Origin of the sequence: Oligoflexus sp. (assembly GCF_035712445.1) — a bacterium.
Classification (GTDB): Bacteria; Bdellovibrionota_B; Oligoflexia; order Oligoflexales; family Oligoflexaceae; genus Oligoflexus.
Map to the genome: position 1 here is coordinate 1 of NZ_DASTAT010000135.1, position 26,823 is coordinate 26,823.

Below are 26,823 nucleotides of genomic sequence, written 5' to 3' on the forward strand. Positions count from 1 at the left end.
GCGAAGAGGCAGCTTAATCCATGACTGACGGAAACCATGATGAGCCAGCCGCGATTCATCACCCAGCGGCCTGTTTCACCTGGAATCCAATCAATTCCCGTTGCCTGGATCCCAAACTGATAGGCGACGTAGGTGATAAGATAGACGACATAGATCATATACGTCGTGCTGCGGAATGAGAGTGCCAGAAAGAAGTTGTAGAGGATCAGGACGACGATGCAGCCATAGAGAAGACCAAGGACAAGATTATCGCGGCGCGTGTAGTTTTCAAAATGCCGACTGTCCCAAAGGAAAAGGCTGACGACGAAGGTGCTTTTATTCTGGAGCTTCAGCACATAATCATTCACGCCGGGCTTCAGATGAATGGGGTAGGCGGGATAGCGGAAAGCTTCCGTGCGATTCTCATAAGGGATTTCATCCCCCAGCGTTTCCTCTTTCAGGGATCCGTCCGCCGCCGTTTGGTAAAGCGTCATGGTATCGAGCATCGGATAGCGATTTTCAAGGATGAGGTCTTTGGCGTCGGCCCCTTTATTATCAATGGACAGTTTGATCCAGAAGTTGGCGTTGGGGTTATTCAGCCCCGGAAAATCCCGGGTCGCGGCTTTGAATTCCGCATCGTGGCGACCTGAACGGATATCTTCGAGGGTCAGCTGCTTCGTCTGATCTTCAAGAATCAGGACATGGCGGCCCAGCAAAAGTTCGCGGACGTCACCGCTCTCGATTTCAGGCACGCCTGCGAAGACAGGGACGGTCAGGAACAGAAGCAGAATGAGGGACCAACTTCGAAACATTCGCATGGCAAGCCACCTTCTTTTTCCTAAGGGATTGTCACAATAGTATACCTCATGCCCCTGGCTCTTATGGCTGCGCGGTCGGGAAATTCTTACTTTTTTAGAAATTTTGCCGATAAGGGGAGGGCCCCTTCCGTAAAGGACATGATGAATATGCGTAAGATCCTGATATTGATGGCTTATGTTGGCGCAGCGTGCACCCCCGAAAAAACCAATCCCAAGGGTCAGGAGCGGGTAGCCGTAGCCCCTATCACTGAGGACGCCAAGGGAACAGACCAGGTCGTGGTCATACCGCCTCATGGGGATCCCCCCGCGCCGCCCATAAGCGAACCTACAAAACCAGCGGTCACGCAAGGCCCGGAAGCCGGAAATTTGAACGTGCAGTGGGTCGCTGGAGCGGCCAACTGCAATCAGGATAACAATGGAGCGCTGCAGGTCCATGCGTACAATAAAAATCTGACCATTCTGCGGCAGAACAAATGCGTGAACTTTGAAGCGCCATTTATTTATCTGATCTTTGGCGCCCAGAAAGCGCTTTTGATTGATACCGGGGCGACGGCATCGGCCACCACCTTTCCTTTGGCTGCAACGGTGGAGAATCTTCTGGTGGAGCATTACGGAGCTGCGCAGAGAGCTCAGATCATGCTGATCGTAGCGCACAGTCACGCGCATGGTGATCATCGCGCAGCGGATGCGCAATTCACAGGGCGCGCGAACACCACCGTGGTCGGGACGAGCCAGGCGGCGGTGATGAGTTTCTTCGGTATTACCAATTGGCCCAATTCGGTCGCCAATTATGATTTGGGCGGTCGCATGATCCAGGCGATTCCTATTCCCGGGCATGAGCCGAGCAGCCTCGCGTTTTATGATGCGCAGACCGGGATACTTTTTACCGGCGACACGCTTTATCCCGGACGCCTTTACATTCAGGATTGGGAAGTCTATCGAGCCAGCGTCGCTCGCTTGCAGGCCTTTGCGAATGGCAAGACCATCACGCATGTTCTGGGGGCCCATGTGGAAATTTCCAAGACGCCCGGTCAGGATTATCCCGCTGGTTCGACCTTTCAGCCGGATGAGCATGTCCTTCAGCTGAAGAAGGAGGCCCTCACCCTTTTGGACGCTGAGCTGAAAAATATCGGGCCCACCCCGATGCGCAAGGTTTTGGATGAGTTCATCATCAGTCCCTGATGCTTCGTGAAGGGGCGTGATGCCTCGTGAGGGGGCGTGATGCCTCGCGAGGGGGCGTGATGCCTCGTAAGGGAGAGCGACACGCTTGTCCCTTGCCCCAAGGCTCCCCTTTCTGTCATCGTATTCCCGCCAGGAGGAATACGATGCGGCCTTATCTTCCGGAGAAACCCAAGCCTTCCCAAAACCCTTTGAGCTGGATCCGTATCCGGCAGAGCTTCACCTTTACACCGGCCACCTTTCGTCTGGCCTGGGAGTCGGCGCCGCGCTTATTTGCGTCGCTCGGTGGCCTTACGCTGATGAATGCTTTTCTGCCGCTGCTGATTGCCTGGCTCGGCAAACTGATCATTGACGCGGTGGTTGCGGGGGATCAAAAGCTGACGCTGCAATGGGTGGCGGTGGAACTCGGACTGATTGCGGTGCAGGCCTTCAGTCAACGCGGCCTGAGTCTATGCCGTCAATTGATCGGTGGACGACTCGGCATTGATATCAATCTGCGGATTTTGAACAAGGCTCTGTCGCTGGAACTCAAGGATTTTGAAAATCCCGAGTTCTATGATCAGCTCGTACGGGCACGCCGGGAAGCGTCGTCACGACCTTTGGCCGTGGTGAGCGACAGTTTTGTGCTGATCCAGCACAGTCTGACTTTGAGCGGCTACCTCGTGCTTCTGATGCATCTGAATGTCTGGGCTGTCGGCGGACTTTTTCTGGCGGCCATGCCGGCGGCTTTATCGGAACTCTATTTTTCGACGACCACATTCTGGGCCCGCAATCGACGTTCGGCGGAATTGCGCAAGCTGAATTACCTGGAATATGTGCTGGCCAATGATTCGCATGTGAAGGAAGTGAAGCTTTTCAAACTCGGGCCGACGCTGCTGGAACGTTACCGGCAGATTGCCGAGAGCATGAATCGCGAGGATCAGCAAATCAGCCTGAAGCGTACGGGCTGGGGCTTTGGACTTTCCCTAATTGGAACGGTCGCCTTTTATCTGTGCTATGCCTGGATCGCTCTGGCCGCGGCCCTGCGAAAAATGACGCTTGGTGATCTCACGCTCTATGTCGCGGCCTTTCGCCAGGGGCAGCAGTCGTTTCAGTCGATCCTGAGCACGCTCGGCGGCATGTACGAGAATAATCTTTATATGTCGAACCTCTTTGCGTTTCTGGCCATACCCGCCCCGCCGCGCCAACCACCCCAGGCCTTGCCTGAAGGTCATGAGGAAGGCCTGCGCTTTGAGAATGTTTCATTTCAGTATCCGGGACAGAGCGAAGCAGCCCTGCGTGATATCAATCTTTTCATACCCAAGGGGCAAAGTCTGGCGCTGGTCGGGCACAACGGTGCGGGAAAAACCACATTCATCAAGCTTCTGACGCGACTCTATCAGCCGACGCGCGGGCGCATACTTTTGGATGGTCGCGACCTTCAGGACTGGGATGAGGACGTTTTATTGAAACGCATGGCCGTCGTGTTCCAGGATTTTAATCGTTATCAAATGAGCTTTGCGGAAAATGTCGCCATGGGCAGTTTGGAGCACGGCAGCGAAAAGACGCGTATGCTGCGTGCCATCGAACACGGTGGGGCCAGTGCGGTTCTGCAGAGCCTGCCGCAGGGACTCGATACACCTTTGGGACGCTGGTTTCATGAAGGGGTGGAATTATCCGGCGGACAATGGCAGAAGATTGCACTGGCGCGAGCCTTCATGCGGGAAGAGGCGGATATCCTGGTCCTGGATGAGCCGACAGCGGCTTTGGATGCCGAAGCGGAATTTGCGGTTTTTAACAGCTTTCGGGCTTTGACGCGCGATCGCACCTCGATTCTGATTTCTCACCGCTTCCCCACAGTACGCATGGCTGATACCATACTCGTTATCGAAGGCGGCCGAATTTTGGAACAGGGCAGCCACGATCAACTGATCGCGGCTGATGGCCTTTATGCGAAGCTCTTCGCTTTGCAAGCCAGTGGTTATGTTTGAAGTAAGGATGCGTTCATCATGCTGAAGCTCTCTCGATTTTACCCTTTGGCGCTCATGTTCCTTCTTCACTCTCTGATCATGCCGCATGCGGACGCCCAGATGGGGCGGGTCTATGCGCAGGATGTGGCACCGAAGCCGGAGACGACGGAGAATATCGAATCCCCGCGTTATATGTTCCGGCAGTTTTTGAATATCATGAAACGCGAGGATGTGCCTGCTGCGGTCAATTTCATCGAGTTCCCCAAACGCTGGGGAAGCGATCGGCGGCAGCGCACGGCGGAGCAGCTGATTGACGTCCTGAATAAAAGGGGGCGCGTGAACCTTGCCGAACTGTCGATTGAAGCCGACGGTTTTGTGAATGACAACCAGCCGCCCGACATCGAGATCATCGGCCAGGTGATTGTGAATGGTGATGCGACGCCGATCACCCTGGTGCGGGTGGTGGAAGGCGAGCAGAAATACTGGCGTTTTGCGCCGGAGTTTATCGATCAGATCCAGGGCATGGCCGAGAAGATTCAGCAGTCGGATATCGAAGCGAATATTCCGCCGATTCTGGTGAAGCACCAGTTTCGGGGGATCAAAGTCTGGCAATGGCTGGGACTGTTTCTGGGCATCGTCGTCGCGGCTTTGATCGCGCGGATTCTGACGCTGGTCCTGATCAAATCGTTCAATCTGATCAGCCGGAGATTTACGATTGATCTGACAGCGGAGATGATGCGGGGATTCGTGCCGCCGCTTCGGATGCTGACTGGGCTCGGCGTTTTTCATCTGGCCATGGATTCTTTGGATCTGAACCTCGCGATCCGGCAGACGGTCCAGTATGGTCTGACGGTGATTTTCACGCTGGCTCTTATCTTTCTGGCTCTGCGTTTGACGGAAGTGGGCATCGCGATGATGCGTCTGTCATTTGAAAGACAGGGACGGCCTGGATCAGCGGCGATGCTGCCGCCCACGCAGAAGGGCCTGAAGACCATTATCGTGGTCATCGGGATTATTTTCCTGCTGCGTGATCTTGGTTTCAATGTGACGGCGATAGTCGCAGGTCTTGGGGTCGGTGGTTTGGCCATTGCCTTGGCGGGTCAGAAGACGATTGAGAACCTTTTTGGTGGCGTGTCCGTGACTTTGGATCAGCCGGTGCGGGTGGGGGATTTCGGTCGCTTCGGGGATATCGTGGGAACGGTCGAGGATATTGGCTTAAGGTCGACAAGGGTCCGGACTTTGGATCGGACGATCGTGTCGATACCGAATGCTGAGTTCTCGCATATGAAGCTGGAGAACTTCGAGAAGCGGGATAAGCTGCGATGGACGACGACGATGATCCTGCGTTTTGATACGTCGGCGAATCAGCTGCGGTTTATATTGATCAAGCTGAAGGAGATGCTGATCGGGCATCCCATGGTGATGAACGATCCCGCGCGGGTGCGGTTCACGCGCTTCGTGCCTTATGGGTTCGAGATTGAGTTTTTCGCCTATATTCGCAGCACGGATTGGAATGAGTACCTGGCTGTGATTGAGGATTTGAATATAAGGATCATATTTTTGATTGAGGAGGCCGGGGCCGGTTTCGGCTTCCAGGGGGCGCCGATGATGCTGATGCCGGATGAGGCGACGCTGCGTGAGCGTAGGGCCGTGGTCGATGAGAAGATCAAGCAGATGGAAGCGCTCGGAGGATTTCCGCTGCCCCTTTATCCGCAGGAATGGATTGAACCGCGCACGGACCTTTTGGAGTTTGGGGCCGTAAAGAAGGACACGGATTTGGCGAGCGGGTGACCCCGCCGCGCGGGGTTAACGTAAGAGGCGGCAAGAGGCGGCCGGTGACCCCGCTGCGCGGGGTGACGTAAGGAGTGGAGGTTGGCCTCGAGCGAGACAATCACTCGCCAAACGACTCCAGCATAATATGCGGATCCGGAACGCCCTTCTTCTGCAGAAAGCTGACGACCATTTTCATCATCGCATCGGGTCCGCAGGTCATATAGGTGGCATCTTCATAGGTGCCTTCGCAGACGCCTTCCATCATCGCTTCATCAGGACGGCCGTGCAGGAAACCTTCGCCGCGCGCATCTTCGCGGGTCAATGTTGTGAACACGCGGATGCCGGGAACTTTCTGCAAAGCCTCAAGGTCTTTCCAGCAGATCAGGTCTTCCTTCGAACGATAGGCGACGAGAAGAGTCATCTTCTCGGGCGAACCCTCCTGGCCCAGAGTTTCCGCATAGGCGCGCAGAATACTGACGAAAGGCGTGACGCCGCTGCCGGCTCCGACCATGACGAGCTGCTGTCTGCAGCGTGCAGGATCCCAGGTGAAACGGCCGATAGGGCCGCGGGCCTTGAGCACAGAACCCGCGATGACCTTGTCGCAGAAATGATTGCTCACAAGTCCACCGACCACGCGCTTGATCGTGACGGCCGCAAAGCCTTGCTGATTCGGCGAGCTGCTCATCGTGTACGAACGCGCAACAGGTCGTTCGCTGATATCATCGAAACGGAAGGTCAAGTACTGACCGGCAATATAATCGAAGGGACAGGAGCCCTCGTCAGCGTCTTCCATCAGAAAGGTTTTCGTATCCCAGGTTTCATCAATGACCTGGGTGACTTTCAAATTCATCCAGCCTTTCTTGCGACGGGGGGCAGCAGTCTCTTGCATGGGATTGTGTCCTTTTTCTAGGCATATATGACTGAGACAGCGGACTATAAACAATTTTGCCGGGTGGGGCAAGGGCGCTGCGCACGGGCCCTGGAATGGCTTTCCGCTTTGGTAGGGGACGAAAAAAAAGAGCCCCGGAACCCGAAGGTTCCAGGGCCGGAAGCTCGCAAAACTTCAACGGTCCGGGTACGGCTGCAGGGTGAGCTGCAGACTGCGGGTGCGATCACGCTCGACCGGGAAGCTCGAAACCTCCTGATTCTCGAGGTAAAAAGCCCCTAGTTCCGTGGAGTCATAGTAACCGTTGCTGTTCTCGTCCAGGAAAGCAAAGACATAGTAGGAAGCCACTGCGAGGCTCGGGGTCACATATTCCGCGCTATACTCCTGACCATGAATCAAAAGCAGATTGCTGCTGAAGCTCAGGTCATAAAGAGGTTTTGATTCGATATCCGGCGTTTTGAGCAGGAAAATACGCACATCACGGTTGGCCGGGACGAAATCGTCAGGCGACACATTCAGGCGCAGACGAATCCGGGCATTGGTCGTTGGTTCGCTGCCGGGTTTTTTGAAGAGCTGGTCAATATAGATATTGATCACTTCAGGCAGCTGATTGGGTTTCACCACAACCCTTTTGGCCCCCGACAGAGCCCCATACACACCCACAGGCGCATCGCCGACCAGGATCATTCCATCCATCGGATAAGGCGTCGGCTGCGTATCGTCGGTCGTGAAATAGGCGCGGAAATAATATTCGCCCGGCGCCAGGTACATTTCCTCGCGATCGCTGGAGTTTGGGCGACTCGCGTCAAATCCGGCAATGCGGATGTTGGCGGCGGGTGAGCCGCTGAACTGCGCATTTTCAAAGGCTTCGATGACGAGCGTGCGATTGACCCCCAAATTTTCCTGCAGTGAATAGTGAGCAAAAACGTTCAGAATCTGGCAGTCACGGCCCCGGCAGTTGCTCTGCCAGCTGTAATCCGGCCGATCCGGGGCGCCCTGCGTGCCAGGTCGATAGCCACAGAGACGTGATGTGTCACCGGATGCACTGCATTTGACGTACTCATAGGTTCCGGAATCAGGATTGGTTTCCCAGGTGCCATACTCATACTCAACTTTTTGTTCGTCTTCGGGCGTGTCATCCAGAACAACAGCGCAGCCGGGAAGCAGGACGAGAAAGCTCAGGGTCGCTAAAAGCTTGCGGACAAGTAGCATGAAGTGAGTCCTCCGAATCATGGATGTGAAGCCCAGTCACTGGAGCGAATCCCGTGCCACAGAATGAAAAGCTTTCAAGGCCTTGGCGCGCAAGCGAGCGAGGATTTTCGTGGACAGCAAAATATCATTTTGACAGACTTGAAGGCAGCACAGTTGTGAGCATCCGGTGACAGCTGCAGAAACAGGAATGTAACTGCGTCGTATTTGCGTTTGTTGGGGGCGTGCATCCACGCTGAATCGCTACCAAAAAAACGGCTGACACTTGCGACGAGTCAAGGTATCTGTAACGATCACCCATGATGCGGTGTAGTCTGCTTTAATAGAAGGAATGGAGCCCCCATGAAGTCCCTGCGATTCCGCGCCATAGCCATCCTGCTGATCACGCTAGGAGCGCTCTACTACATTTCGCCGACTTTCATTTACTTCTCCTTACCCAAGGACAAGCGGAATGATCCCGCGGAACTCGACAAAGCCATTCCATCCTGGCTGCCGAAGAAGCACATCAAGCTGGGTCTTGACCTTCAAGGCGGCGTGCAGCTTGTCCTGGGTGTGGATACCGAAGCCGCTATCGATAACCGCCTCGGCCGCATCGGAACCGAGATGGAGCGTTGGGCGAACCAGGACAAGAAAACCGTCAAGGAAGCCTATGCGATCAAAGGCAAGCAGACCCTTCGCATTACCTTGGAAGACGGCATCGACGTCGATGAATTCCGCTCGAACCTCCGCGCTCAGTACACAGGACTGGAACGCGTCGCAGGTGAAGGTCAGACCATAGATCTGAAATACAACGACACCGAGCTGAAGCGTATTCGCGATGGATCGCTGGAGCAGGCGGAAAAAGTCGTTCGTTCGCGTATCGACAAGTGGGGCGTTTCGGAGCCTTCCATTAACCGTCGCGCTGACAAGTCGATCATGGTGCAGCTGCCCGGTTTCAAAGATCCCGATAAAGCGAAAGAACTGCTTGGTAAAACCGCGCAGCTCAAATTCAAACTGGTGGATGAAGAATTCCGCGGATTCGGTGCTCTGGAAGGCAAGCTGCCTCCTGGAACCACACTGGAGCGTCGCGGCAACAGCGGTGCGGTGGCGATCGTCGGTGAGGACAAAGCAGCTATCGTCGCCCTGGCTCAGCCTTTGATTCCTGAAGGTCGTGAACTTCTGTTCGAAGAAACCCCACTGGCCGGCGGTAAAAAAGTTCGTTACACAGGCCAGGTCCTGAAAGCCGCCACCGAACTTTCCGGTGAAGACGTTCTGGACGCCAGCGTCAGCTACGATCCCAACTCGATGACCAACGACCCCGTTGTGTCGATGAAATTCACGCCGACCGGCGGCAAGCGCTTCGGTGATATCACAGGCGCCAACATCGGCCGCCGCATGGCGATCGTCCTTGATGATGTGATCGTATCGGATCCTGTGATCCAGGGCAAAATCTCGGGCGGCAGCGCGCAGATCACGCTGGGTTCGGGCGAAGCCTTCAATGTGAAGCAGGAGCAAGCCAACCAGTTGGCGCTTATCCTTCGCTCCGGTGCACTGCCGGCTCCCATCACGATCCTCGAAGAACGTCAGGTCGGAGCAACCCTCGGGCCTGAACTGGCGAACCAGGGTGTGTTCTCGGTCATCGTGGGCCTTGTTTTCGTTTTGATCTTCATCGTGTGGTACTACCGGATCCCAGGCGTTCTGTCCTGCGCGGCTCTGGTTTTGAACGGTATCCTTCTTCTGATGCTGATGGCGGCCTTTGGCTTCTCACTGACGCTGCCGGGCTTCGCAGGTTTCATCCTGACCCTCGGTATGGCCGTGGATGCCAACGTTTTGATCAACGAACGTATCATCGACGAATTGCGTGATGGACGTCCGCCGCAAAAAGCCCTGGAAAACGGTTTCTCGAAAGTATTCTGGACCATTATCGATGCCAACGTCACCACTCTGGTCGCTGCTTTCGTGATGCTGGAAACCAGTTCTTCGGGCCCTGTGAAAGGCTTTGCGATCTCTCTGATCCTTGGTCTGATCGTGTCGCTCTTCACCGCTTTGACAGTGACTCATACCTTCTTCAAACTCCTCCTGTCCCGCGGCAAGAGCGAGCAGCAGATCAAGGACTGGCTGGGTTGGGCCCGCGCGCAGAAGCAGGCGCAGGCTCCGCGTCGTCTCTTCGACTTCATGAAATACGGCAAGGCCGTGACCGGCTTCGGTGTGGCTGTGGTTTTGGCTGTTCTGGTGGCGAGTCAGACCATGGGTTTCAACTGGGCAGTTGACTTCGCTGGTGGTACGCAGATCGATGTGCTCTTCGGTAAGCCCGTCAAGGCTGAAGAGGTGCGCGCGGCACTTGAAGCATCAGGTGTGCAGGATGCCCAGCTGCAGGAAGTTGGTTCGGACGGCAGGCAGTGGTCGGCTCGTTTTGAAGGCAGTAACATCACAGCCACCGAAGGCGCTGATGCTGCGGCGGCTGCAGCCAATACGGAGAAAGCGACAACCATACGGCAGACTCTGACCACGAAGTTGGCGGATTATCAGCCGGATGTTCAGCGTGTGGAATACGTCGGTCCTGCGATCGGTAAAGAGCTGCGGAAGCAGGGTGTGTACTCGGTCTTCTGGGCGGTTTTGGGTATCGTGCTTTACGTGGCCCTGCGCTTTGACAGCCGCTTCGTTCCCGGCGCGATCATGAAAATGATCTTCGACGTGTCGATGGTTCTGGCTTTCTATCTCTTCTTCCAAAGGCCTTTTGACCTGACGGCGGTCGCCGGTGTTCTGACGATCGTGGGTTATTCGGTCAACGACGTTATCGTTATCTACGATAGGATCAGGGAAAACATTCAGGCTCACGCGCGCCGCACGCTGCTGGAGAACGTGAACATCTCCTTGAACGAAACCCTCTCGCGTTCGATCAACACTTCGTTCGCAACCATGTTCTCTTTGGTTGGTATCCTGGTCTTCGGCACGGATCAGATCCTGAACTTCGCGATTGCGATGTTCATCGGTATCATCGCCGCGACCATCAGTTCGACCTTTGTGGCGACGACTGGCCTTCTGCTGTTCGAGAACTGGCAGAAGAAGAAGGTGATCAAGGTGAGTGGTGGCGAGGCGGCTCGGAGTTAAGCCGAGTTTCCCTATCCACTGATCAAGACAACAAAAAGGGGGCCTCAGGCCCCCTTGTTTTTTCCACCATGAATGATAAGGCGGCTCGTTACAGCAGTTCCATGTCGGTGATCGAGTTGCCCGACAGCACGTCCGAATACTGGAAATCCTTGGTGGGGATCACATCGTTCTTGCGAGTCGTCGACTTGAATGTTTCCTGATACACGCTGCAGTCGATGTAGTCGAAGACGTTCGGGAATGGATGATTCACGCAATCCATGTTGGGCTCTTCGCCTTTCTTGGGAACTTTGCGTGCGCCGACCTTTTTAGGGCCTTTGGCTTTGGGGTCCTCGATAACGGGTTCAGGAGCCATGTGTTTTTTCATGACGAGGCCACAGAGATTCTTGAATTCGATCTGAGCGTTCTCAGCATTATACTGACCATGACGAACCAAGTGAGGACAACGCTTGCAAAGCATTAAAGCCACCTTTCCTGAGAAGGGCAGTCGACGCGCAAGGCTCCCGTGCTCAGATTCGTGGAGCTTTCGAACACAAAGCTCCCCCTGAGGCCAGTTGTCTCCGCCATCAACCATTATTTTTTCATGGGGTTAGGGACATCTTAGGGCATGCTTTCTGGCTCTGCAACGGGAAAATGTTTGTAATTTCTGGGAAAAATGCTTTTAGGCCTGCCCGAAAAAGCCGTTCTTTGTTAAAATAATCGGATTCTTAGGCCAGCGTGACCGAGGATAAAATCGTGGATTTCGATACACTCTTTGCCAGGCGATCAACCCATATAAAACCAGGGCTGCAACGGATTGAGCGCAGTTACGAATTTTTAAAAAGGCCTGCGGCGCGAATCCCCGCGGCTTTGATCGGTGGCACCAATGGAAAAGGAAGCACCAGCGGTTTCCTCTGGTACCTCTTCGCACTCAACCAACGCAATATCGGGCTCTACAGCTCGCCCCATCTCGCGGCCTTCTCCGAACGCTGCCAGCTGAGTTTAACGCCGTGCGACGACAGGGAGCTGGCTGATGTCTGGCGTCAGCTTCAGCAGGAACTGCCGCCTGATCACTATGATGAGCTATCTTTTTTTGAAATCGCGACGCTGCTGGCCTTTCAACTTTTTCAAAAGAAAGCCGCGGATTTCCAAGTGCTCGAAGTGGGCCTCGGTGGACGGTGGGATGCGACCAACGTGAGCGATCCCCTTGTCTCGGCTTTGGTCAGCGTTTCCAAAGATCATCAGGAATATCTCGGCTCCGATCTGATCGGCATCATGAATGAAAAACTCGGGATCATGCGTCCCGGACGTCCTCTGTTCTGGGGGCGCGGCGGTGAAGTCTGCGAAGTGCCCGGTTATCGTGAACATCTTCTGCAGCAAACCGCAAAACATAATGTCCCGCTTTACGAAGCGGACCGTGACTTTGGATATGATGCGCCGAGCGAAACCATCGCCGTGAATCTTCCGAATCTTCCGCTTTGCTCCTTGCCTCTTCAAAAGCTCCTGAAAAAAACTCCGCTCTTTTTAAGGCGAAATCTGGCCCTGGCCGCTGCGATGTATCATTATCTGCAGCAAACCCTCGGTGATGAGAAATGGAAGCCCCTGAATGAGATTTGGCCCCTTCTCTGTGAAGGTCAGGCTCCGGCGCCTGTGACGCTTTATGGGCGGAGTCAAAGGCTGCTGGTTCCGTCGACGCGAGGTCCTGTGCGGCTTATCCTGGACGTGTCGCATAATCCCGATGGAGCCCAGGCATTTCTGACCGGACTCGCCAGCAGGGGCCTTGAGACGCCTATGCCGGCTCTGGTCTGCATCTTGAAAGATAAGGAAATGAATCGCATCCTGGATGTCTTGCGTTCGCGCCTGCATCCTGTCATCCTGTTTGGAATTGAGCACGAACGCGCCTGGCAGCCCGAGCTTCTGGACGTCCGGCATCGCGATCTGCCTTTTTATACGAGTTTTCAGGAGGCCTTTCAGGAAGCCTTGGTCCGGTGGAACCCGGCCGACGCTCCTTGGGCCATTTGTGGATCTGTGCTGGCTGTGGGACGCATCCTTCAGCATTTTGATAGCGCGCCTAAGAATGGAATCAGCCTTGAACGATGTCTCTCTGGTGATTGGTAAGGGGCTCACTCTCGGTTCCTTGCTTCTAGCAATAGTGTGCAGCAGCCTTGTTCCCAGCCAGGCCTCGGCTCAGACGCGTCCGGTGCCTGAACTCGGAGCCTCGGACGAGCCGACGCCTTCCCTGGATCCTTTGGATGTCGATCCTGACTATTCCTTTCTTTACGACACCCGCACCATCGGCTTGGATAAGGATGGCAAACGCTACCTCTTCGAAGGGGACGTGGTCCTGATCGGCGGCGGGAATGTCATCACAGCGGATAAGATCCAGGTCGACTACACGACGACCACATTGGTGGCTGAAGGTCACGTCGTCCTTTTGCATCAGAACGAAGTGTTTACGGGTACACGGATCGAGATGCAGTGGAAGACAGGTGATTTCACCATCATCAATGCGGTGCTCACGGCCAACGACGTACGTAAAGTTGAAGAAGTGAGCCGCCGCATCCTGGGGCAGTCGGCGCGTGAGCTGGCCTACGACGCCGCGCGCGAGGAGCAGCTGAAGGAGATCGAAAAGAGCAAAGAGGATATGAAAAAAGCCTTTGGAGCGTCAGAGGCCAAGGAACCAAGCCCCGGCCAGGTGACTGCTTACACAAGACTTTTGGAGCGCGAACGTTTCACCCGCGAATCCTCGCCGCCGATGCTCGCCGATCGCGACCCCGAGCGCCGCCGCCGCCTGGAGCGCCGCCGCACCTACTGGAAGAAGTCGCGGGCCGAAGCGACCTCTGCGCCTCTGCCTCAAAATTTCTATTTCCGTCTGGAAGGTGACAAACTGCAAAGACGCGATGGCAATCTTTACCGAGTCGATCGCGGATCCTTCACGCCCTGCCGCTGCGAAGATGATGAGACGCCGGCCTGGGGCTTCCAGGCGGATGAGATTGAAGCGCAGCAGGAAGGTTATGTCGACCTTCACCATCCGGTGCTGACGATCAAAGGCATTCCCATCCTTTATCTGCCTTATCTGAAGCTGCCTTTGAAAGCCAAGCGCCAATCGGGTTTCCTGATGCCAAGCTTTCAAAGCGGGCAGCAGAAAAACGGTTTTGTCTATACCCAGCCGGTGTTTTTGGATCTTGGGCAGAATGCCGATGCGACGATTACCACGGACCTCTTCCAGAAACGGGGGACGCGTGTAGGGCTTGAAGGCCGCTATGAAGCGCGCAAGCACTCGGGTTTTCGCTTTCAGACCGAGATGATTCGCGACACCTCGTGGCTGCAGCTGCAGAGCGAGCGCAATGGACTTCTGAAGTATCATCTGGAAGAGCAGCCCTTCTGCGCGACTGCAGCGACTCCGGAAGAGCGCCTCGCCTGTGAAAAGCAGATCGTCGATAACCTGACTCCGCCCGGCAATACCTGGAGGGGCAAGGAGGAGTGGCAAGGGCGTTATTTCCTTGCGCCGCGCCTTTCGATAGTGTCGGCAGGCAAGGTCACGTCCGATCACCGTTATATCGAAGACCTTTATCTGCCAGAAGATATCGTGACCGCGTTTGCCAATCAGGCCAATGCCAATGCTTTTTCCACCGCCAAGGCACGGGTGGATTTTGATGGTCGTGATTTTTATCTGGGACTTGGCGGCTCGCTCGGTGACAACGCCTGGTCCACCGAACGTTATTCCGGGCAGCAGATTCCAGCTTATCTGAACCTTCAGACCCGGCTCTTCCGTCTTCTGCCATCCAGCTGGGTGAAGCTGCCGATTTACGCGGAAGTCCAGGCCAAGACCATCGTGATCGATGAATTTGATTCCACGCGCAATATCACGAACAACATTGCGCCGGCCACGCCGGATCTGACTTTGGGTGATGGCCAATGGAATCGCATGGCCGTCCTTCTCACGACGCCTTTGACCAGCGACAGCATCGTCCGCGTGGATCAGTTTACCGAAGGTGAGGTCCGGGTTATTTCCCATGAAGGATTGCCCGAGAAAAACAGCAGCATTCGCAGCTGGCGGACGGGCTTCGCCTTGAATCTGCCGATCGATGGCATAGGGCCTTTGCCGAGCTGGATACGAAAGCCGGAGGGCGTCGAGGGCCAGAGTTATGTGAAGCATATCATGAACTGGGGTCTCAGCCTTTCCATGCGGCCGAGCGTGGTGCGCGAGGGGCAGTACGGAGAACTGCAGAACGCCAGCAAAACGGACCTGGTTTACTTCACAAGCGATCGTCGCACCATTCATCCTGATGAACAGCAGCCGCGTGATGTGCGCGATGAGGATCGCATGGTCCCGCATCAGCGCGTGACCCTGAGCACCAGCCATCGCTGGCAGGTCTTCGATCGGGTGCAGGAAACGCTGCCTGGTCAGCTGCCACCGGAGACGAACGAGAATGCCGAGCAGCTTCGCGATTTGCAAAGACAGGCCCTGCGCGAGCTGATGAGTGTGAAGGATCAGCCGGTCACCAGCACGAGCACGATGTTCCGTGACCGTCCGGATGGTGGAGTGGATTGGTTCATCAACCGCTATCGGATTTCGGATGTGAATACGTCCGAGCCTGTGAGCTTCAACATCAGCATGAGCTTTGACTATCAGCAGGAAAAACTGCGGCAGGAGCAGATCAAGCGCAATAAGGATCTGGAAGAACAGGCCCTGCAGGCGAGCGATCCAGCAGACGCAGCCCAGGCCCGCAGTCAGGTCGTGAATTATTTCCAGCTGCCCGAATCCTGGCTCGGCCCTTACTCATCTCTTGCCATCAACTGGCGCGGCGTGAGCCTGTCGACGACCTCGACCTATAACATCTATAAGAACGCCAATACCTCGCTCAGTTTTGGTCTGGGCCTGCCGACCTTCTTGTCCACATCCCTGGCCATGAATTATGTGGTCGAGAAAAATGCGGAACTCGATACCGCCCTGAATCAAATCTTTTTCAAGAGGATCAAGACCACCAACGTCGGTCTGAGTTCCGGCATCATCCCTTATATAAGCCTGGGTGCGAACCTGATCCGGCGCCAGGTGGAAGCGGAGAAGTATCAGTATGGAACATCCTATCAGATCGCCTATGATAGCGTGTCCGGCTGCTGGGGTCTGCGATTTGTGCGGGAAAAGGATTTGAATCAGAATGAAGAAAACGCCAACTACATCGTGCAGCTGGCGGTTATTTTCCTGGGCAATCGACGGAACGCGGATATCTCACCGGGCCTGAAGCGGCAATTCGGTGTCGATGACGAGAATCTTTAGAGACTTCGATCACTCCATCAGAAGGGTTGGCGTATAACTCAACACCGGCCCCAGAATTTTCTGATCGCGATCCGCAAATTGAAAATAGATGGTCGCAGCCGCAGGCATGATCTGCAAAGGCTGCCGCAGGTCCTGCCAGGGAGCATCGGCGATATAACCCTGGTTTAATATATCAGGATTATTGGCAAAACGAATCCACCGCGCCGCGCCGTTGGCTGAATAGCTCAATGAAATCGGTTGGTTGGAAGTGTTTCGCGGAATCGGCTGGGCTTCGATGCTGCCCATCGGGTTCAGATCACTATAGAGTTCAACGTCCCGCAGCTGATTGCCCGGCAGCCAGGTGCCTCGGGTTTGGACAAAGCCGCGTTTCTCGACCAGAAGCGGCGTCGCCGATTGCGCCGGCAGAGTCAGGCTGAAGGTCCCGTCGGCAGCGGTCTGAATTTCCTTGCGACCCAGGCGCACGCGCGCGTCAGCAGCCGGCGTGCCTTGCGCCACGATGCGGCCTTCGACAGGAACCTCGGTCTGCAGCTGGATATCGCCCAGGTTCATGGCCCCGCGGTTTTTTATATTCAGAACATTCAGGACCGCGGATTCGGGATTGCCGTTTTCACTTATAAAATAGAGGTGAAGCAGGGCATCCTGCAGACCATACTGCAGGCGCAAAGCTTCGAGCCGATCTTCATCCAAGGTCAGGGCAAAACTGCCATCGTCCGCGCTGATGGCTTCCGCCACAGGCTCCTGCTCAATAAAGATCGCGGTACTGCCGCTCAAAAGCTCGCTGCTATGAAGAACGCGACCTTCAATCAAAAGCTCAGCTTTGGCTTTCTGCACGTCGCTCTTCGGTTGAGGCAGACAGGCCGTGATACACAGAAGGCTGAAAAGAAACCACCGCTTCGTCATAACCACTCCATTCCCAGAAAAACAGCCGGATCCACAGACGCGTGGCCCTTTCGAAAATGCAAAGTCCTGACCAGACCCGCGTTTGGGACCTAAATGCCGCAATTTACAAATGATTTGTATGGCTTGGAAGGCTTCTGCTACACTGATAGCCAAGACCAATTGACAAAAAATTTGACAGTCCCAAGGGAGCAGTCGCATGAAAGGACTCGCCGTTGCCACTCTCGGTCTGGCTTTGGCTGGATGCGGAGTCGTGAAAAAGGGCAGCAGCTGTGATTTGAAGGCGAAAAATCTGCGCGCAGAGCCATGGACTGGATCCGGCCTGCCTGCCAATACACTTTCACTCACCTTTCTCCGTGGCCCTTCGGAGCACACCAAGGATATCGGTGAACTTCTGGAGCAGCGTGGCATCTTCGCGAGTTTTTTCGTGCGGGGAGCCGCTGTTCACGAGCACAGTGCCGATCTTCATCATCTTTGGGAACAGGGGCACCTCGTCGGCAATGGTGGCTATACGTTTACACCTCTGACCCATTCCAAAGAACCGATCGTTGAAATCCGAAAGACGGATGCTCTCATCACCGAGGACGTGACGGGGGACATCTTTCTTCTGCATGCCCCGGAAGGCGAATTCAATGAAGAGCTGGCGGATCTTTTGAATCAGAACGGCCTTGGCAAGTACGTGGGCCCGATTCAGCCCGATACGGTGCTGAGCGAGACCTTCATGGATGATAAAAGCTGCTGGGAAAATGATGTCAGCGTTACGGCCTGCGCCCAGCAGTACTTCACCGAAATCGTCCGTCTTCAGAAAGGCATCATTCCCTTCCATGATGAAGACGCGCGCACCCTGGAACTACTGGCCACTCTTTTGCCGGATCTCTCGGCCTTTGGCTTTTCCTTTGCGCGTCTGGATCAGGTTCCGGAACTGCGGGCGGCTCTGGCGGAAGCCGGAAGCTCCGTGGATCAGGTGGCTGGTGAATCCTCCTGCGATGATTACGAATAAGGAGTGAGCCTTGCGAAGTCGCATCCGTCTTCTCATGTTATGTTTGGGACTTGTCGCCACGCGGGTTCATGCGGCCTGTGATGGCGGAGCCTTCGGTCAATTTCTGGCGGAAGCCCAGAGCCTCGGTCCGCAGGCGGAAACCCTCGGCAAGCAGATGCTCGCCTGTCCGCGTGATGATTACCGGCATGCTTCCATCTATTGGCTCAGCTTCGTTTACGCGATGAAGCAGAATGCAGCGGCGATCAAGGATCTGGGGCGGGCGATTCCTCCTTCGGGATCGGGCTCGGAAAAGGTGCAGGTGCTCTATCGCGCCTGGCAGGGGGATTACAGCGGCCTTGCCAATCGCGTGCGCATCGGTCAGCGCGATTATGCCGATGACCCTTACGCCATGCTGGTTCTGGCTCGTAACCTGATTCGCTTTGAGCAGTATAAGGACGGCCTCAGTGTCTATCAGCAGCTGATCAGTTTACAGGACAATAACGAGTCGTCTGAAATCGAAAGACTCTATGCTTTGATCTGGAGCCGCGATGATGAGGCGGCGCTTTTACGCGTGGCGGCCATGAAGCGTTATGATCTTTCCCCTTATATGCGCCAGGCCGTGGAGCGCGCCGAGACTCTTCTGGAATCCATGGGCCACAGAAAACCCGGCAGTCCCGACGATCCAGCGCATGATGCCTGGCTCACCACGGCAGGCAAGGATTATGTGGATCTGCGCGGCTATCGGCGACGATCTTTGGAAGTCGATTATCACGGTCCACTGCATGTGAACGTCGGCGCGCATGAACTGAGTCATCCTCTGGAACCTGAGCGGCAGAAAGAGGCTTCCGTCAATCTTGGTTACACCTTCCGCCCGACGACCAACTGGAGTCTTCTGACTGAAGTCGGTTTTTTTTCAGCCGGTGAACAGAATCTCATGGGCCGCCTGGATAACTTCATTCGCCTCGGGGAAAGCTCCCTCGGTTTTGGTGTGCGCCGTGAAGCGGTCTCGCTCGTGGAAAAACCCTTGGTGATTGAAGAGCAGGGCCTGATGCGGGACACGGTCAAGGCCGGACTCAGTCTTTGGAAACGGGCCGTCTTCACAGCGGCACTGGCACGCGATGGGCATGAAGCGCCCTTCGCCACCTATGAGGCCGAGCTGCGCATAGGCCAGCTCGTGACCGAGGACACGCATCAGGGGATTGGTTTTTTCATACCCCTGGAATTCGTGGATCATCCGAAACCGGCTGCCGACATCGTTACGTATCCCCGGGAAATCAAGGTTGGTTTGGGGCTGCGGGCCGCCTATGGCGATGGCCAGTACTGGCATCTTTCGGGTGACATGAGGCTTTTAACCGTCAGCCGCAGTTACTATCAGGATCCGGAAAGCTATACGAAACTGCTCGGCGCAGCGATCCGCGTGGACGCGAAGTACTTCGTGCAAAGGTCATGGTATATCTTCGCGGAAGCGGAGCGTGAATTCGTCGAGAAAAATCCCTTCGATGAAGCGGATGAAGAGGGAAGTCTGGTGGTGATAGGTGTGGCTCTGACAGGATCTGGTCATGGATCCGAAGGCAAGGAGATGGGTCGATGAAAACGGCGGTTCGTACTTTCATTCTGCTGTGGGCCATGGTCATCACATCAGCGTGTACCTTTCATATCCCGGCCGAGGACATCTCGCAGCTGCAGGCCGGCAAGACCTTCACCCGCCAGGGCGGCTTCACGATTGGACCGGGTGACGAGATCGATATCGTTGTCTATGGCGAGGAAAGACTGAGCCGACGCTTCACCGTCTCGCCGGCCGGCATCCTGACCTTTCCTTTGATCCCGCCCATCAATGTCGTCGGCATGACCGTGGCGCAACTCACGAAGCGTTTGGAAAGCGCGCTGGATGGAATGGTGAAGAATCCGCGCGTGACGGCCTCACTCCTGGGCGTGCGCAGCTTTTCCGTTTATTTTGCCGGCGAAATTAACCGCATCGGTGTCGTGCCGCTCACCAGTGAAACGACCTTCCTTCAGGCCATGACCCTGGCTGGCGGTCCCACGGCCTTTGCCACCGGACGCATCGTTCTGATTCGACAGGTCGGCAATAACAAGGTTCGGCGCTTTTCCCTGCGTTACGAAGATATTCTGACCGGAGAAAAATACATTGATAACATCACATTGGAAAGTGGCGATGTTATCTACGTGGAATAAAGCGTTGATCTTCGCGCTGGCGCTCGTCCCTTGGGCCCTTGAAGCCCAGGAACCAGGCCGCGCTGAAGGCAGTTGGCAGCATGCCAATGGCGTGTGGCTCGGCTGGCAACGCTCCGGTTCCGCAGAGGCGGATCACGGCTTCTATCTGGTGGATAATGGAGCGGTGACGCTGAATCGCAGCGTGCCCGCCCGCAATCAGCTGACGCGCCTCGGCTGGACTTTGGGTTTGGGTGAGCGCTTGGATCGTTTTGTGATCGTGGATGGCCAGACGATTTGGGAACGCACGGTGGGCCTTCATCGTTTCAGCCTGGGGCTGACTGTGGGCGGCAGCGTTTTCTATGGCTCCACCCGCTTTGCGAATCTTGAAGATCAATTCATCCTGAGTAACGGGCTCGACACAGGCAGAGGTGGCGGCACCACCGATCGCTGGGGTGCTGGAGTCAACATCGCCGATACCATTTCTTTGAGCAAGACTGTGGATCTCACGCTGGATGCGAGTCGGCAGGAGTCGCGCCTGCGGCTTCCTGATACGGATCCAACGGAAAGCACAATTGATAGCTGGGGCGCGCGCCTGGAGAAACGCTGGGTGATTGCGCAGTTTCAGGGCAGCGTGCGCAAAACAGAGTTGGATCTTGGGGATAACGGGAACGTTCTGGAGCTGAGAACGAAGCAGAGCGTTCTGGATAGCCAGGCGCGACTGCTTTTTCCCCTGGTCGGCCGCTTGAATGGAAGCGTGGGTTGGCAGGATCTGCGTTCGCAGGGCAGCAATGCTGACGATCGCCAGCTGAGTGGACCGGAATTGGGCCTTGCCTATACTCCGCTTTCGTCGTGGCGGGCATCGATCTTTGCCCGAGCACTTCGGGAGAAGGGGAACGAAAACAGTGAAGGCCAGGTGTTTGGGGAAGCGGACCTGGCGTTTCGAGGGGATGCGCGGAATTCCTTCCTTCTGAGCCTGAGCAAGCAGATTGATTTGACCACATCCTATCGCGTTTTCACTGTCCAGAATTTTGTGACCACCGATCAGCAGCAGGATACCGTGACCGGCACAGCGCAGTGGTCGCATCAGAGAGGACGCTATAGTTTGATCCTCAATCTGACGCAAAGTCGCCAGCAGTTCGAGCAGAGCGAGGCGGACTTCACTGAAATGAATCTGACTCAGACATTTGACGTCACGCGTCGCGCTCAGCTGTCGATAGTTTTGGGTGGGCGCAGGAATCTCTTTGAAACGGATACGCCGCCGGTCTCCATCAAACGGAACTTTGCGGATCTGCGGATCGGCTGGCAGGAAATTCTGACAGGAGGTCTCCGCCCACTGGGAGGTCGCCTCTTTTATCGTCTGGATACCAGTTATGAAAATCTGGATGAAGAAATCACGGATGTGACCGCCGAACGTCTGACCTTTCTCGTCAGCCTGGGGCAACTCGGGAATTTCTAAGGGGCGCGCATGAATCCCGGCAAATTTACTTTAAATACCAAGGCCAAAGCTCACGCACTCTGGGTGGAGATGCTGGTCTTAGTTGCAGCCTTGTCTCTCAGCATTTTCATGTTCCTGCAGGAAAGCCTTCTGCCTTTGAGTCCCCTTCCAATTCTGGCGGTGGCGGCCTGGGTTATTCTGCCCCGACTGGGTTCACGATCAGATCAGATCATCCTTCTGGCCTTTTTTATCCTCTGCTTTTTTATCGACGACATTGCCCAGGGGCCATGGAACGATTTGGATTCGATCACCAAGGATCTTGGAACGCTTCTTTTTCGCTCGTTTGGAATCACGGGTTTTGAAGCCTTTACGATAGGCTTTAGTTTCCTTTGCTTTGTGATCACAAAGCGCGAAGAGAAAAAAGCGTGGGTGAACCTGGGGCTTCTGCCGCTGCTTTTGATCTCATCTCTGGTCTTGACCACGGGTCTCATCGGTACGCTGTACGGAGTCATGACTGGCGGAATCCTGCAGACGGCTCTGATTCAGATACGGGTGTTCTATCTTTTGCCCCTTTGGACCTTCATTGGCTTTGTGGTCATGCGGGATGTGCAATTCTTCCGAAAGATTTTCTTCTGGCTCACCATCCTCATCGTGTTCAAATCCTTTCAGGCTATTCTGATTTGGATCACCAATCGCGGTTCTTTGGCGGAAATGGAATATATTTATGAACATTATTTCTCCGCCTATCAGGTCGTTGCGATGCTCCATCTCCTGCAGTACGCCTGGCGTCGCCCGGAAGGAATACTGAAGGTCGCGAGCCTTATCGCGCTCGCGGCGACCTTCTTCGCCTATATCCTGAACGATCGCAGGACATCCTATGTGGCGATCCCTTTCGCTCTTTTCGTAATGCTCTTCTTCCTGCCTCAGTCCTTCATGAAGCGCTTTGGACGCTTGATCATCACAACAGCGCTTTTGGGTGGGACATTCACGGCGGCGACCTGGAGTCTGCCCTTTTCGGTCGGTGCGCTCTACAGGTCCTTTGGTTCCGAGACGGGCGAACAGGGACCGAGCTATCGCGATCTGGAGAACGCGAACATGCTGCGTGAGGTCTCACGCGCGCCCCTCACCGGGATTGGTTACGGAAGGGAATTCGAGGAATTCTATCCCATGCCGTCGGTCGCCAGCAAATATCCGCGTTACAAGATGATCCCTCATAATGCGCTGCTGTCCGCCTGGTGCTATGGAGGGCCTCTGACCATCGCCGGGGTGAGCCTGATCTTTCTTTTCATGTTCGGCTTGTCGGGACGGTTGATCCACGATGAGCACATGGTGGGCTATCGCTATATCGGGATCTTCTGCCTCTTTTATTTCATGCAGTTCTTCAGCTATGTTTTCGGTGATATCGGGCTGACCGTGAACAAGAACCAGCTGCTCGGCGGGCTCTTTCTGGGGGGCTGCTATCGCCTCTATCAAATGCGCAAAAGGGAGGTGGGCGCATGCTAACGCGTCTGGCACTCATGTTCGTTGTGCATGTCATGGTCCTGGGCGTGATCTTCGGGCGACGCATGGATTTCGTTCGCATGTCGCGCCTCGGATGGGTCTTCGCCTATCTGGTCTTTTTCTATATCAGCTGGGGGGTGGTCTTCGCGATGCTGCCGGATGCGATCATCCCGGATGCTATTCCGCGTTGATCAGCTCATCAGGGCAGCTGCAATCTTGCGTCGATCCATGAATTGGAGCAGGCGCTGAAGGTCCTCATGCCGCGTTTCACCCAGACGGATCTGAAGCACCACGGCGTCGGCCAGCTGATGCAGGATGCCGTTTTCGGAATTGAAAGCGGGAGGGAAGGCCTCGATCACAATCACCTGATATTTTTCCCGCAGACTTTTGAAAAGCCTTTGGACGAGATCCTCTTTAAAGGCTCCGAGCGATTCCAAAGGGTCACGGGCGAAGGCCGTATCATGACTGCCATCAGCCGAACCTTTCAGGCGCACATCCTTCCATTCCGCATTGCCAGCCAGAAATTCCATAAGGTCCGCGGTATTTTCTTCGCTTTGACTGTCGCGACCCCGGAAGCTGAGGAAAAGCGCGCGACGGCCGCTGTCCACAGTCAGGACCTTGATCAGGTTGGAAGCCAGATTATCAGGATGATTCTCGGCTCCCGTATCGAAGACGACAGTCACCTGATGCTCCTGCATCTGATCGACGAGTTGACCAATATGCCGATAGGAATCGAGCAGGACGAGTTCGGGACGTCTTTTGCTGACGAGCTGTCCCAGCTGCGGCCTGAGTTCGCGGACCTGCTCGGCATCGAAGGCCGGATGGCGGCGGAGCCAGGCCGGCTTCACTTCGGCGGTCGGGTGGACACCATACAGGCGATCCATCTGCTCCGAGGCGACGAGGTAAGGCTGATTCATCTCGCGAATAAGGATCGTCATGAGGAAGGTCAAAAGACAGAGGACAAAACCAATGCCGGCGGCGAGGCCCAGTTGTTTTTTATTGGATGGGCTGGAGGGCACTTCGGGTTCGCGAACCACGGTGAAGCGGCGACTGCTCAAAGGCTTTTTGATATCGCCGCGAAGATCTTCCACAAGGTTTTCCAAAGTCCGGATCCGGGTCGTGATATCGGCAAGAGTCCGGCGCGCTTCATCGGGGAAACTGGCGATCTGAACGCTTCTGTCGATCGGCAGGCCGCGTGCTTTCATGTCGCGCTGCATGGCAAAGAGCTGGGACTTCAGCCGATTGAGTTCGGACTGGATAGGAGTATCCACGGGCTCGGCTTTCAGCTTGTCGATTTCCCGCTGCTTTTGAATGACATCAGGGTGGGTGACGCCTTTGCGTGAGAGAAGATTATTCAGATCATCATTAAGAAGCAGGAGCTTGCTTTCCTGGGTGGACTGGGCGCGCTGATAGTCGGCGATTTTAAGCAGTATTTCCCGCACCAAAACCTGTTCCTTGGCCTTGATGGTCCGCTTTTCCTCGGAACTTGTGAAGATTTTGGACTCGCCCTCGCTCGTCTGGCTCAGGTCGCTCTGAGCTTCTTTTTCCTTCAAAACTGCGGCTTCCAACGTCGAAAGTTCCTGGATCTTCGCCCGTGCCTGAGCCTGTCTTTGCGTGAGTTCGTCCACTATGAACTGAGCCATGCCTTCCGCAGCCAGAGTCTGGGCATCCTTGGTGTCCTGGGCCGTGGCCGCAAGATTCAGGGTGAATTGCCCGACAACGACGCTGGGTTTCAGACTGCTCTTGAGTTCCTCGACACGAGCCAGATCCGTCTGCTCTTCCGGAGTCAGGCTCCAGGAAGCGGGCTGCAGGTTGGCGGGAAGGAAGGTCTGAAGGAAGCTTTTAATTTTCGATTCGCCACTGGGCATCAGCTTGATCGTGTCCTGCGGCAGACGCCTCAGGATGCGTTTGAAAAATTCGGGGTCGCTGAAGCGGGATTCATAGGCGCTGGAGATGCGATTGACCACCACGGCGATGTTTTCACCAGGATTCATGCTTTCCGCAGTATCGAAGATCACTGCGATATTGGAGGTATATTCCAGAGGAAAGCGGCTCAAACCAAGGATCACGAGAAAGAAGACCGGAATGGTCAGAATGCTCGCGAACAGAAACTGCCTTTTGAGCGCTCCGAGCAGAAAGCTGACTGACGGCCATCGAATGGCGTCCGTGGCTGTGGTTTCCGGATTTTGATCAGGGGAACGACGCATGCAAGACCCTGCCACCAGAAGTTGCAGATACTATCCATCTCATACCAGTATAGGACATCCTGGGAGGAGTGCAGACGGCAGTTTCTGCCCGGTGCTCGGGATGAAGCTGAAGCCCGGATGGGCTTCAGTTTGCAGGTCATCAGCCGACGCCGTGCATCCAGCGGCGGAGAGGTTTGGCGAGTACGAAGAGAAGGACCAGCGATGCGGTGAGGGTTGTGGCTGAAATCGCTCCGAAGAGCTGGACTTCTCCCAAAGTTTCCGCAAATCCACCAATGAAGCCCGCGAGTTTATTCGCGACTGCATTCGAAAGATACCAGATCCCCATGATAAGCGTCGCAAAGCGAGCCGGCGCAAGGCGGTTCACCATCGAAAGGCCAACGGGAGAAAGACAGAGTTCCGCCCAGGTCTGCAGAAGGTAGGAGGCCACGATCCAAAGAACGCTCGCCTTGCCCATCGTTTCACTCTGCTGCGCGGCAAACACCATGCAAAGAAACCCGGCGCTCATCAGCATAAGGGAAATACCGAACTTCACCGGAGCCGAAGGCTCACGACCCCGCAGGGCCAGCCAACTCCACATCGCTGCGAACAGCGGTCCGAAGGTCATGATGAAGACGGGGTTGATGGATTGGAACCAGGTCGTGGGAATTTCCAAACCGAAAACGACGCGATCGACTTTCGTATCCGTGTAAAGAGTCATGAGGCCGCCGGCCTGTTCGAAAGAGGCCCAGAAAATGACGACGAAAATCATCAGACTGAAAATAACTTTCAGGCGATCTTTTTCCACAGCGCTCAGGGTTTCCTTGACAGCATTGGCCGCAGAAGCCGCCGCGCGGCGTGGATATTTGCCGATGTCTCCGAGTAGACGCGGACCGACGAGGATGAAGAGAACCTGACCCAGGAACATGCCCACGGCCGCGGCGCCGAAGCCCCAGTGGAAACCGACTCGTTCGCCCAAAGTCCCGGAAATAAAGGGTGCGATGAAGGCGCCTGTGTTCACGCCCACGTAGAAGATGGTGTACGCAGCATCACGGCGTCGATCGCCTTCCTGATAAAGGGAACCGACGAGAGTGGCCATGGAGGGTTTGAAAAAACCGTTGCCCACGATCAAGCAGGCGAGTCCTAGAAAGAACGCGAATTCGCCGGTAAAAGCCATTGAAATATGACCAATCATCATGGTCGTCGCGCCGATGGTGATGGCTTTGCGCAAACCGAGGTAACGGTCAGCCATATAGCCGCCGAGAATCGGAGTCAGATACACGAGTCCTGTGTACCAGCCATAAATACTGAGAGCATCAGCCCGTGACCAGCCGAAACCTCCGGCAGTCGTGGCAGCCGTCATATAGAGCACGAGCAGCGCCCGCATCCCATAGAAACTCATGCGTTCCCACATCTCGACAAAGAATAGAAGATAGAGGGCAGGGGGCTGCCTTTCTCCGGACATGTTCTGTCCCAAGGTTTCTGCGCGGCTCATGGACGAAGGATCCTCCTGAATT

19 protein-coding genes are annotated in these 26,823 nt (G+C 55.4%); 12 read left to right on the forward strand and 7 right to left on the reverse strand.

The window, feature by feature from the left end; genetic code table 11:
- Positions 1-797, reverse strand: a 797-nt coding sequence (locus tag VFO10_RS28470; protein WP_325145415.1) for a 7TMR-DISM family protein, incomplete at its 3' end; no start/stop codon positions are given.
- Positions 798-944: 147 nt separating this feature from the next.
- Here VFO10_RS28470 and VFO10_RS28475 point away from each other — a divergent pair.
- The 3 genes from VFO10_RS28475 (at position 945) to VFO10_RS28485 (ending at position 5,716) form a co-directional block, all read left to right on the forward strand.
- A complete protein-coding gene (locus VFO10_RS28475; RefSeq protein WP_325145416.1) occupies positions 945-1,979 on the forward strand; it encodes an MBL fold metallo-hydrolase in 1,035 nt (344 codons plus the stop codon).
- A 143-nt stretch (positions 1,980-2,122) separates the two neighbouring features.
- Positions 2,123-3,946: an ABC transporter ATP-binding protein gene (locus VFO10_RS28480; RefSeq protein ID WP_325145417.1), complete on the forward strand. Its 1,824-nt coding sequence runs from the start codon at positions 2,123-2,125 to the stop codon at positions 3,944-3,946.
- An 18-nt stretch (positions 3,947-3,964) separates the two neighbouring features.
- Positions 3,965-5,716, forward strand: coding sequence for a mechanosensitive ion channel family protein (locus tag VFO10_RS28485; protein ID WP_325145418.1), 1,752 nt, complete (start codon positions 3,965-3,967; stop codon positions 5,714-5,716).
- 100 nt (positions 5,717-5,816) lie between these two features.
- Here the strand turns inward: VFO10_RS28485 and VFO10_RS28490 are convergent, their stop codons facing one another.
- Positions 5,817-6,587: a ferredoxin--NADP reductase gene (locus VFO10_RS28490; RefSeq protein ID WP_325145419.1), complete on the reverse strand. Its 771-nt coding sequence runs from the start codon at positions 6,585-6,587 to the stop codon at positions 5,817-5,819.
- A gap of 174 nt (positions 6,588-6,761) precedes the next feature.
- Complete coding sequence (locus VFO10_RS28495) at positions 6,762-7,796, reverse strand: hypothetical protein (RefSeq protein WP_325145421.1); 1,035 nt, start codon at positions 7,794-7,796, stop codon at positions 6,762-6,764.
- A 339-nt stretch (positions 7,797-8,135) separates the two neighbouring features.
- On the opposite strand from VFO10_RS28495, the gene secD reads away from it, so the two are divergent.
- A complete protein-coding gene (gene secD, locus VFO10_RS28500) occupies positions 8,136-10,883 on the forward strand; it encodes a protein translocase subunit SecD (RefSeq protein ID WP_325145422.1) in 2,748 nt (915 codons plus the stop codon).
- Between the two features lie 88 nt (positions 10,884-10,971).
- Here the strand turns inward: secD and VFO10_RS28505 are convergent, their stop codons facing one another.
- Entirely contained in the window at positions 10,972-11,340 is a 369-nt protein-coding gene (locus VFO10_RS28505; protein ID WP_325145423.1) for a hypothetical protein, read from the reverse strand.
- A gap of 275 nt (positions 11,341-11,615) precedes the next feature.
- On the opposite strand from VFO10_RS28505, the gene VFO10_RS28510 reads away from it, so the two are divergent.
- Both VFO10_RS28510 and VFO10_RS28515 read left to right on the forward strand, forming a co-directional pair.
- Entirely contained in the window at positions 11,616-12,977 is a 1,362-nt protein-coding gene (locus tag VFO10_RS28510; RefSeq protein ID WP_325145424.1) for a bifunctional folylpolyglutamate synthase/dihydrofolate synthase, read from the forward strand.
- Positions 12,949-16,140 carry a putative LPS assembly protein LptD gene (locus tag VFO10_RS28515; RefSeq protein ID WP_325145425.1) on the forward strand — a complete coding sequence of 1,064 codons (3,192 nt, stop codon included), beginning with the start codon at positions 12,949-12,951 and terminating at the stop codon, positions 16,138-16,140. The genes VFO10_RS28510 and VFO10_RS28515 overlap by 29 nt, the downstream gene beginning before the upstream one ends.
- A gap of 9 nt (positions 16,141-16,149) precedes the next feature.
- On the opposite strand, the gene VFO10_RS28520 is transcribed toward VFO10_RS28515, so the two are convergent.
- Complete coding sequence (locus VFO10_RS28520) at positions 16,150-17,040, reverse strand: hypothetical protein (RefSeq protein WP_325145426.1); 891 nt, start codon at positions 17,038-17,040, stop codon at positions 16,150-16,152.
- Between the two features lie 196 nt (positions 17,041-17,236).
- On the opposite strand from VFO10_RS28520, the gene VFO10_RS28525 reads away from it, so the two are divergent.
- The 6 genes from VFO10_RS28525 to VFO10_RS28550 are packed head-to-tail and all read left to right on the forward strand — an operon-like array spanning position 17,237 to position 23,314.
- A complete protein-coding gene (locus VFO10_RS28525; protein WP_325145427.1) occupies positions 17,237-18,037 on the forward strand; it encodes a polysaccharide deacetylase family protein in 801 nt (266 codons plus the stop codon).
- 10 nt (positions 18,038-18,047) lie between these two features.
- On the forward strand, positions 18,048-19,607 hold the full coding sequence (locus tag VFO10_RS28530; protein ID WP_325145428.1) for a hypothetical protein: 1,560 nt from the start codon (positions 18,048-18,050) through the stop codon (positions 19,605-19,607).
- Positions 19,604-20,209, forward strand: coding sequence for a polysaccharide biosynthesis/export family protein (locus VFO10_RS28535; protein WP_325145429.1), 606 nt, complete (start codon positions 19,604-19,606; stop codon positions 20,207-20,209). Before VFO10_RS28530 ends, VFO10_RS28535 begins: the two co-directional genes overlap by 4 nt.
- Positions 20,190-21,644, forward strand: a complete 1,455-nt coding sequence (locus VFO10_RS28540; protein WP_325145430.1) for a hypothetical protein — start codon at positions 20,190-20,192, stop codon at positions 21,642-21,644. Before VFO10_RS28535 ends, VFO10_RS28540 begins: the two co-directional genes overlap by 20 nt.
- Before the next feature lie 9 nt (positions 21,645-21,653).
- On the forward strand, positions 21,654-23,126 hold the full coding sequence (locus tag VFO10_RS28545; RefSeq protein ID WP_325145431.1) for an O-antigen ligase family protein: 1,473 nt from the start codon (positions 21,654-21,656) through the stop codon (positions 23,124-23,126).
- Complete coding sequence (locus VFO10_RS28550; RefSeq protein ID WP_325145432.1) at positions 23,120-23,314, forward strand: hypothetical protein; 195 nt, start codon at positions 23,120-23,122, stop codon at positions 23,312-23,314. The genes VFO10_RS28545 and VFO10_RS28550 overlap by 7 nt, the downstream gene beginning before the upstream one ends.
- On the opposite strand, the gene VFO10_RS28555 is transcribed toward VFO10_RS28550, so the two are convergent.
- The gene (locus tag VFO10_RS28555; protein WP_325145433.1) at positions 23,315-25,330 is read right to left on the reverse strand and encodes a hypothetical protein; all 2,016 of its coding nucleotides are present in this window, start codon (positions 25,328-25,330) and stop codon (positions 23,315-23,317) included.
- A 139-nt stretch (positions 25,331-25,469) separates the two neighbouring features.
- A complete protein-coding gene (locus VFO10_RS28560; protein WP_325145434.1) occupies positions 25,470-26,801 on the reverse strand; it encodes a peptide MFS transporter in 1,332 nt (443 codons plus the stop codon).
- Positions 26,802-26,823: the final 22 nt, after the last annotated feature.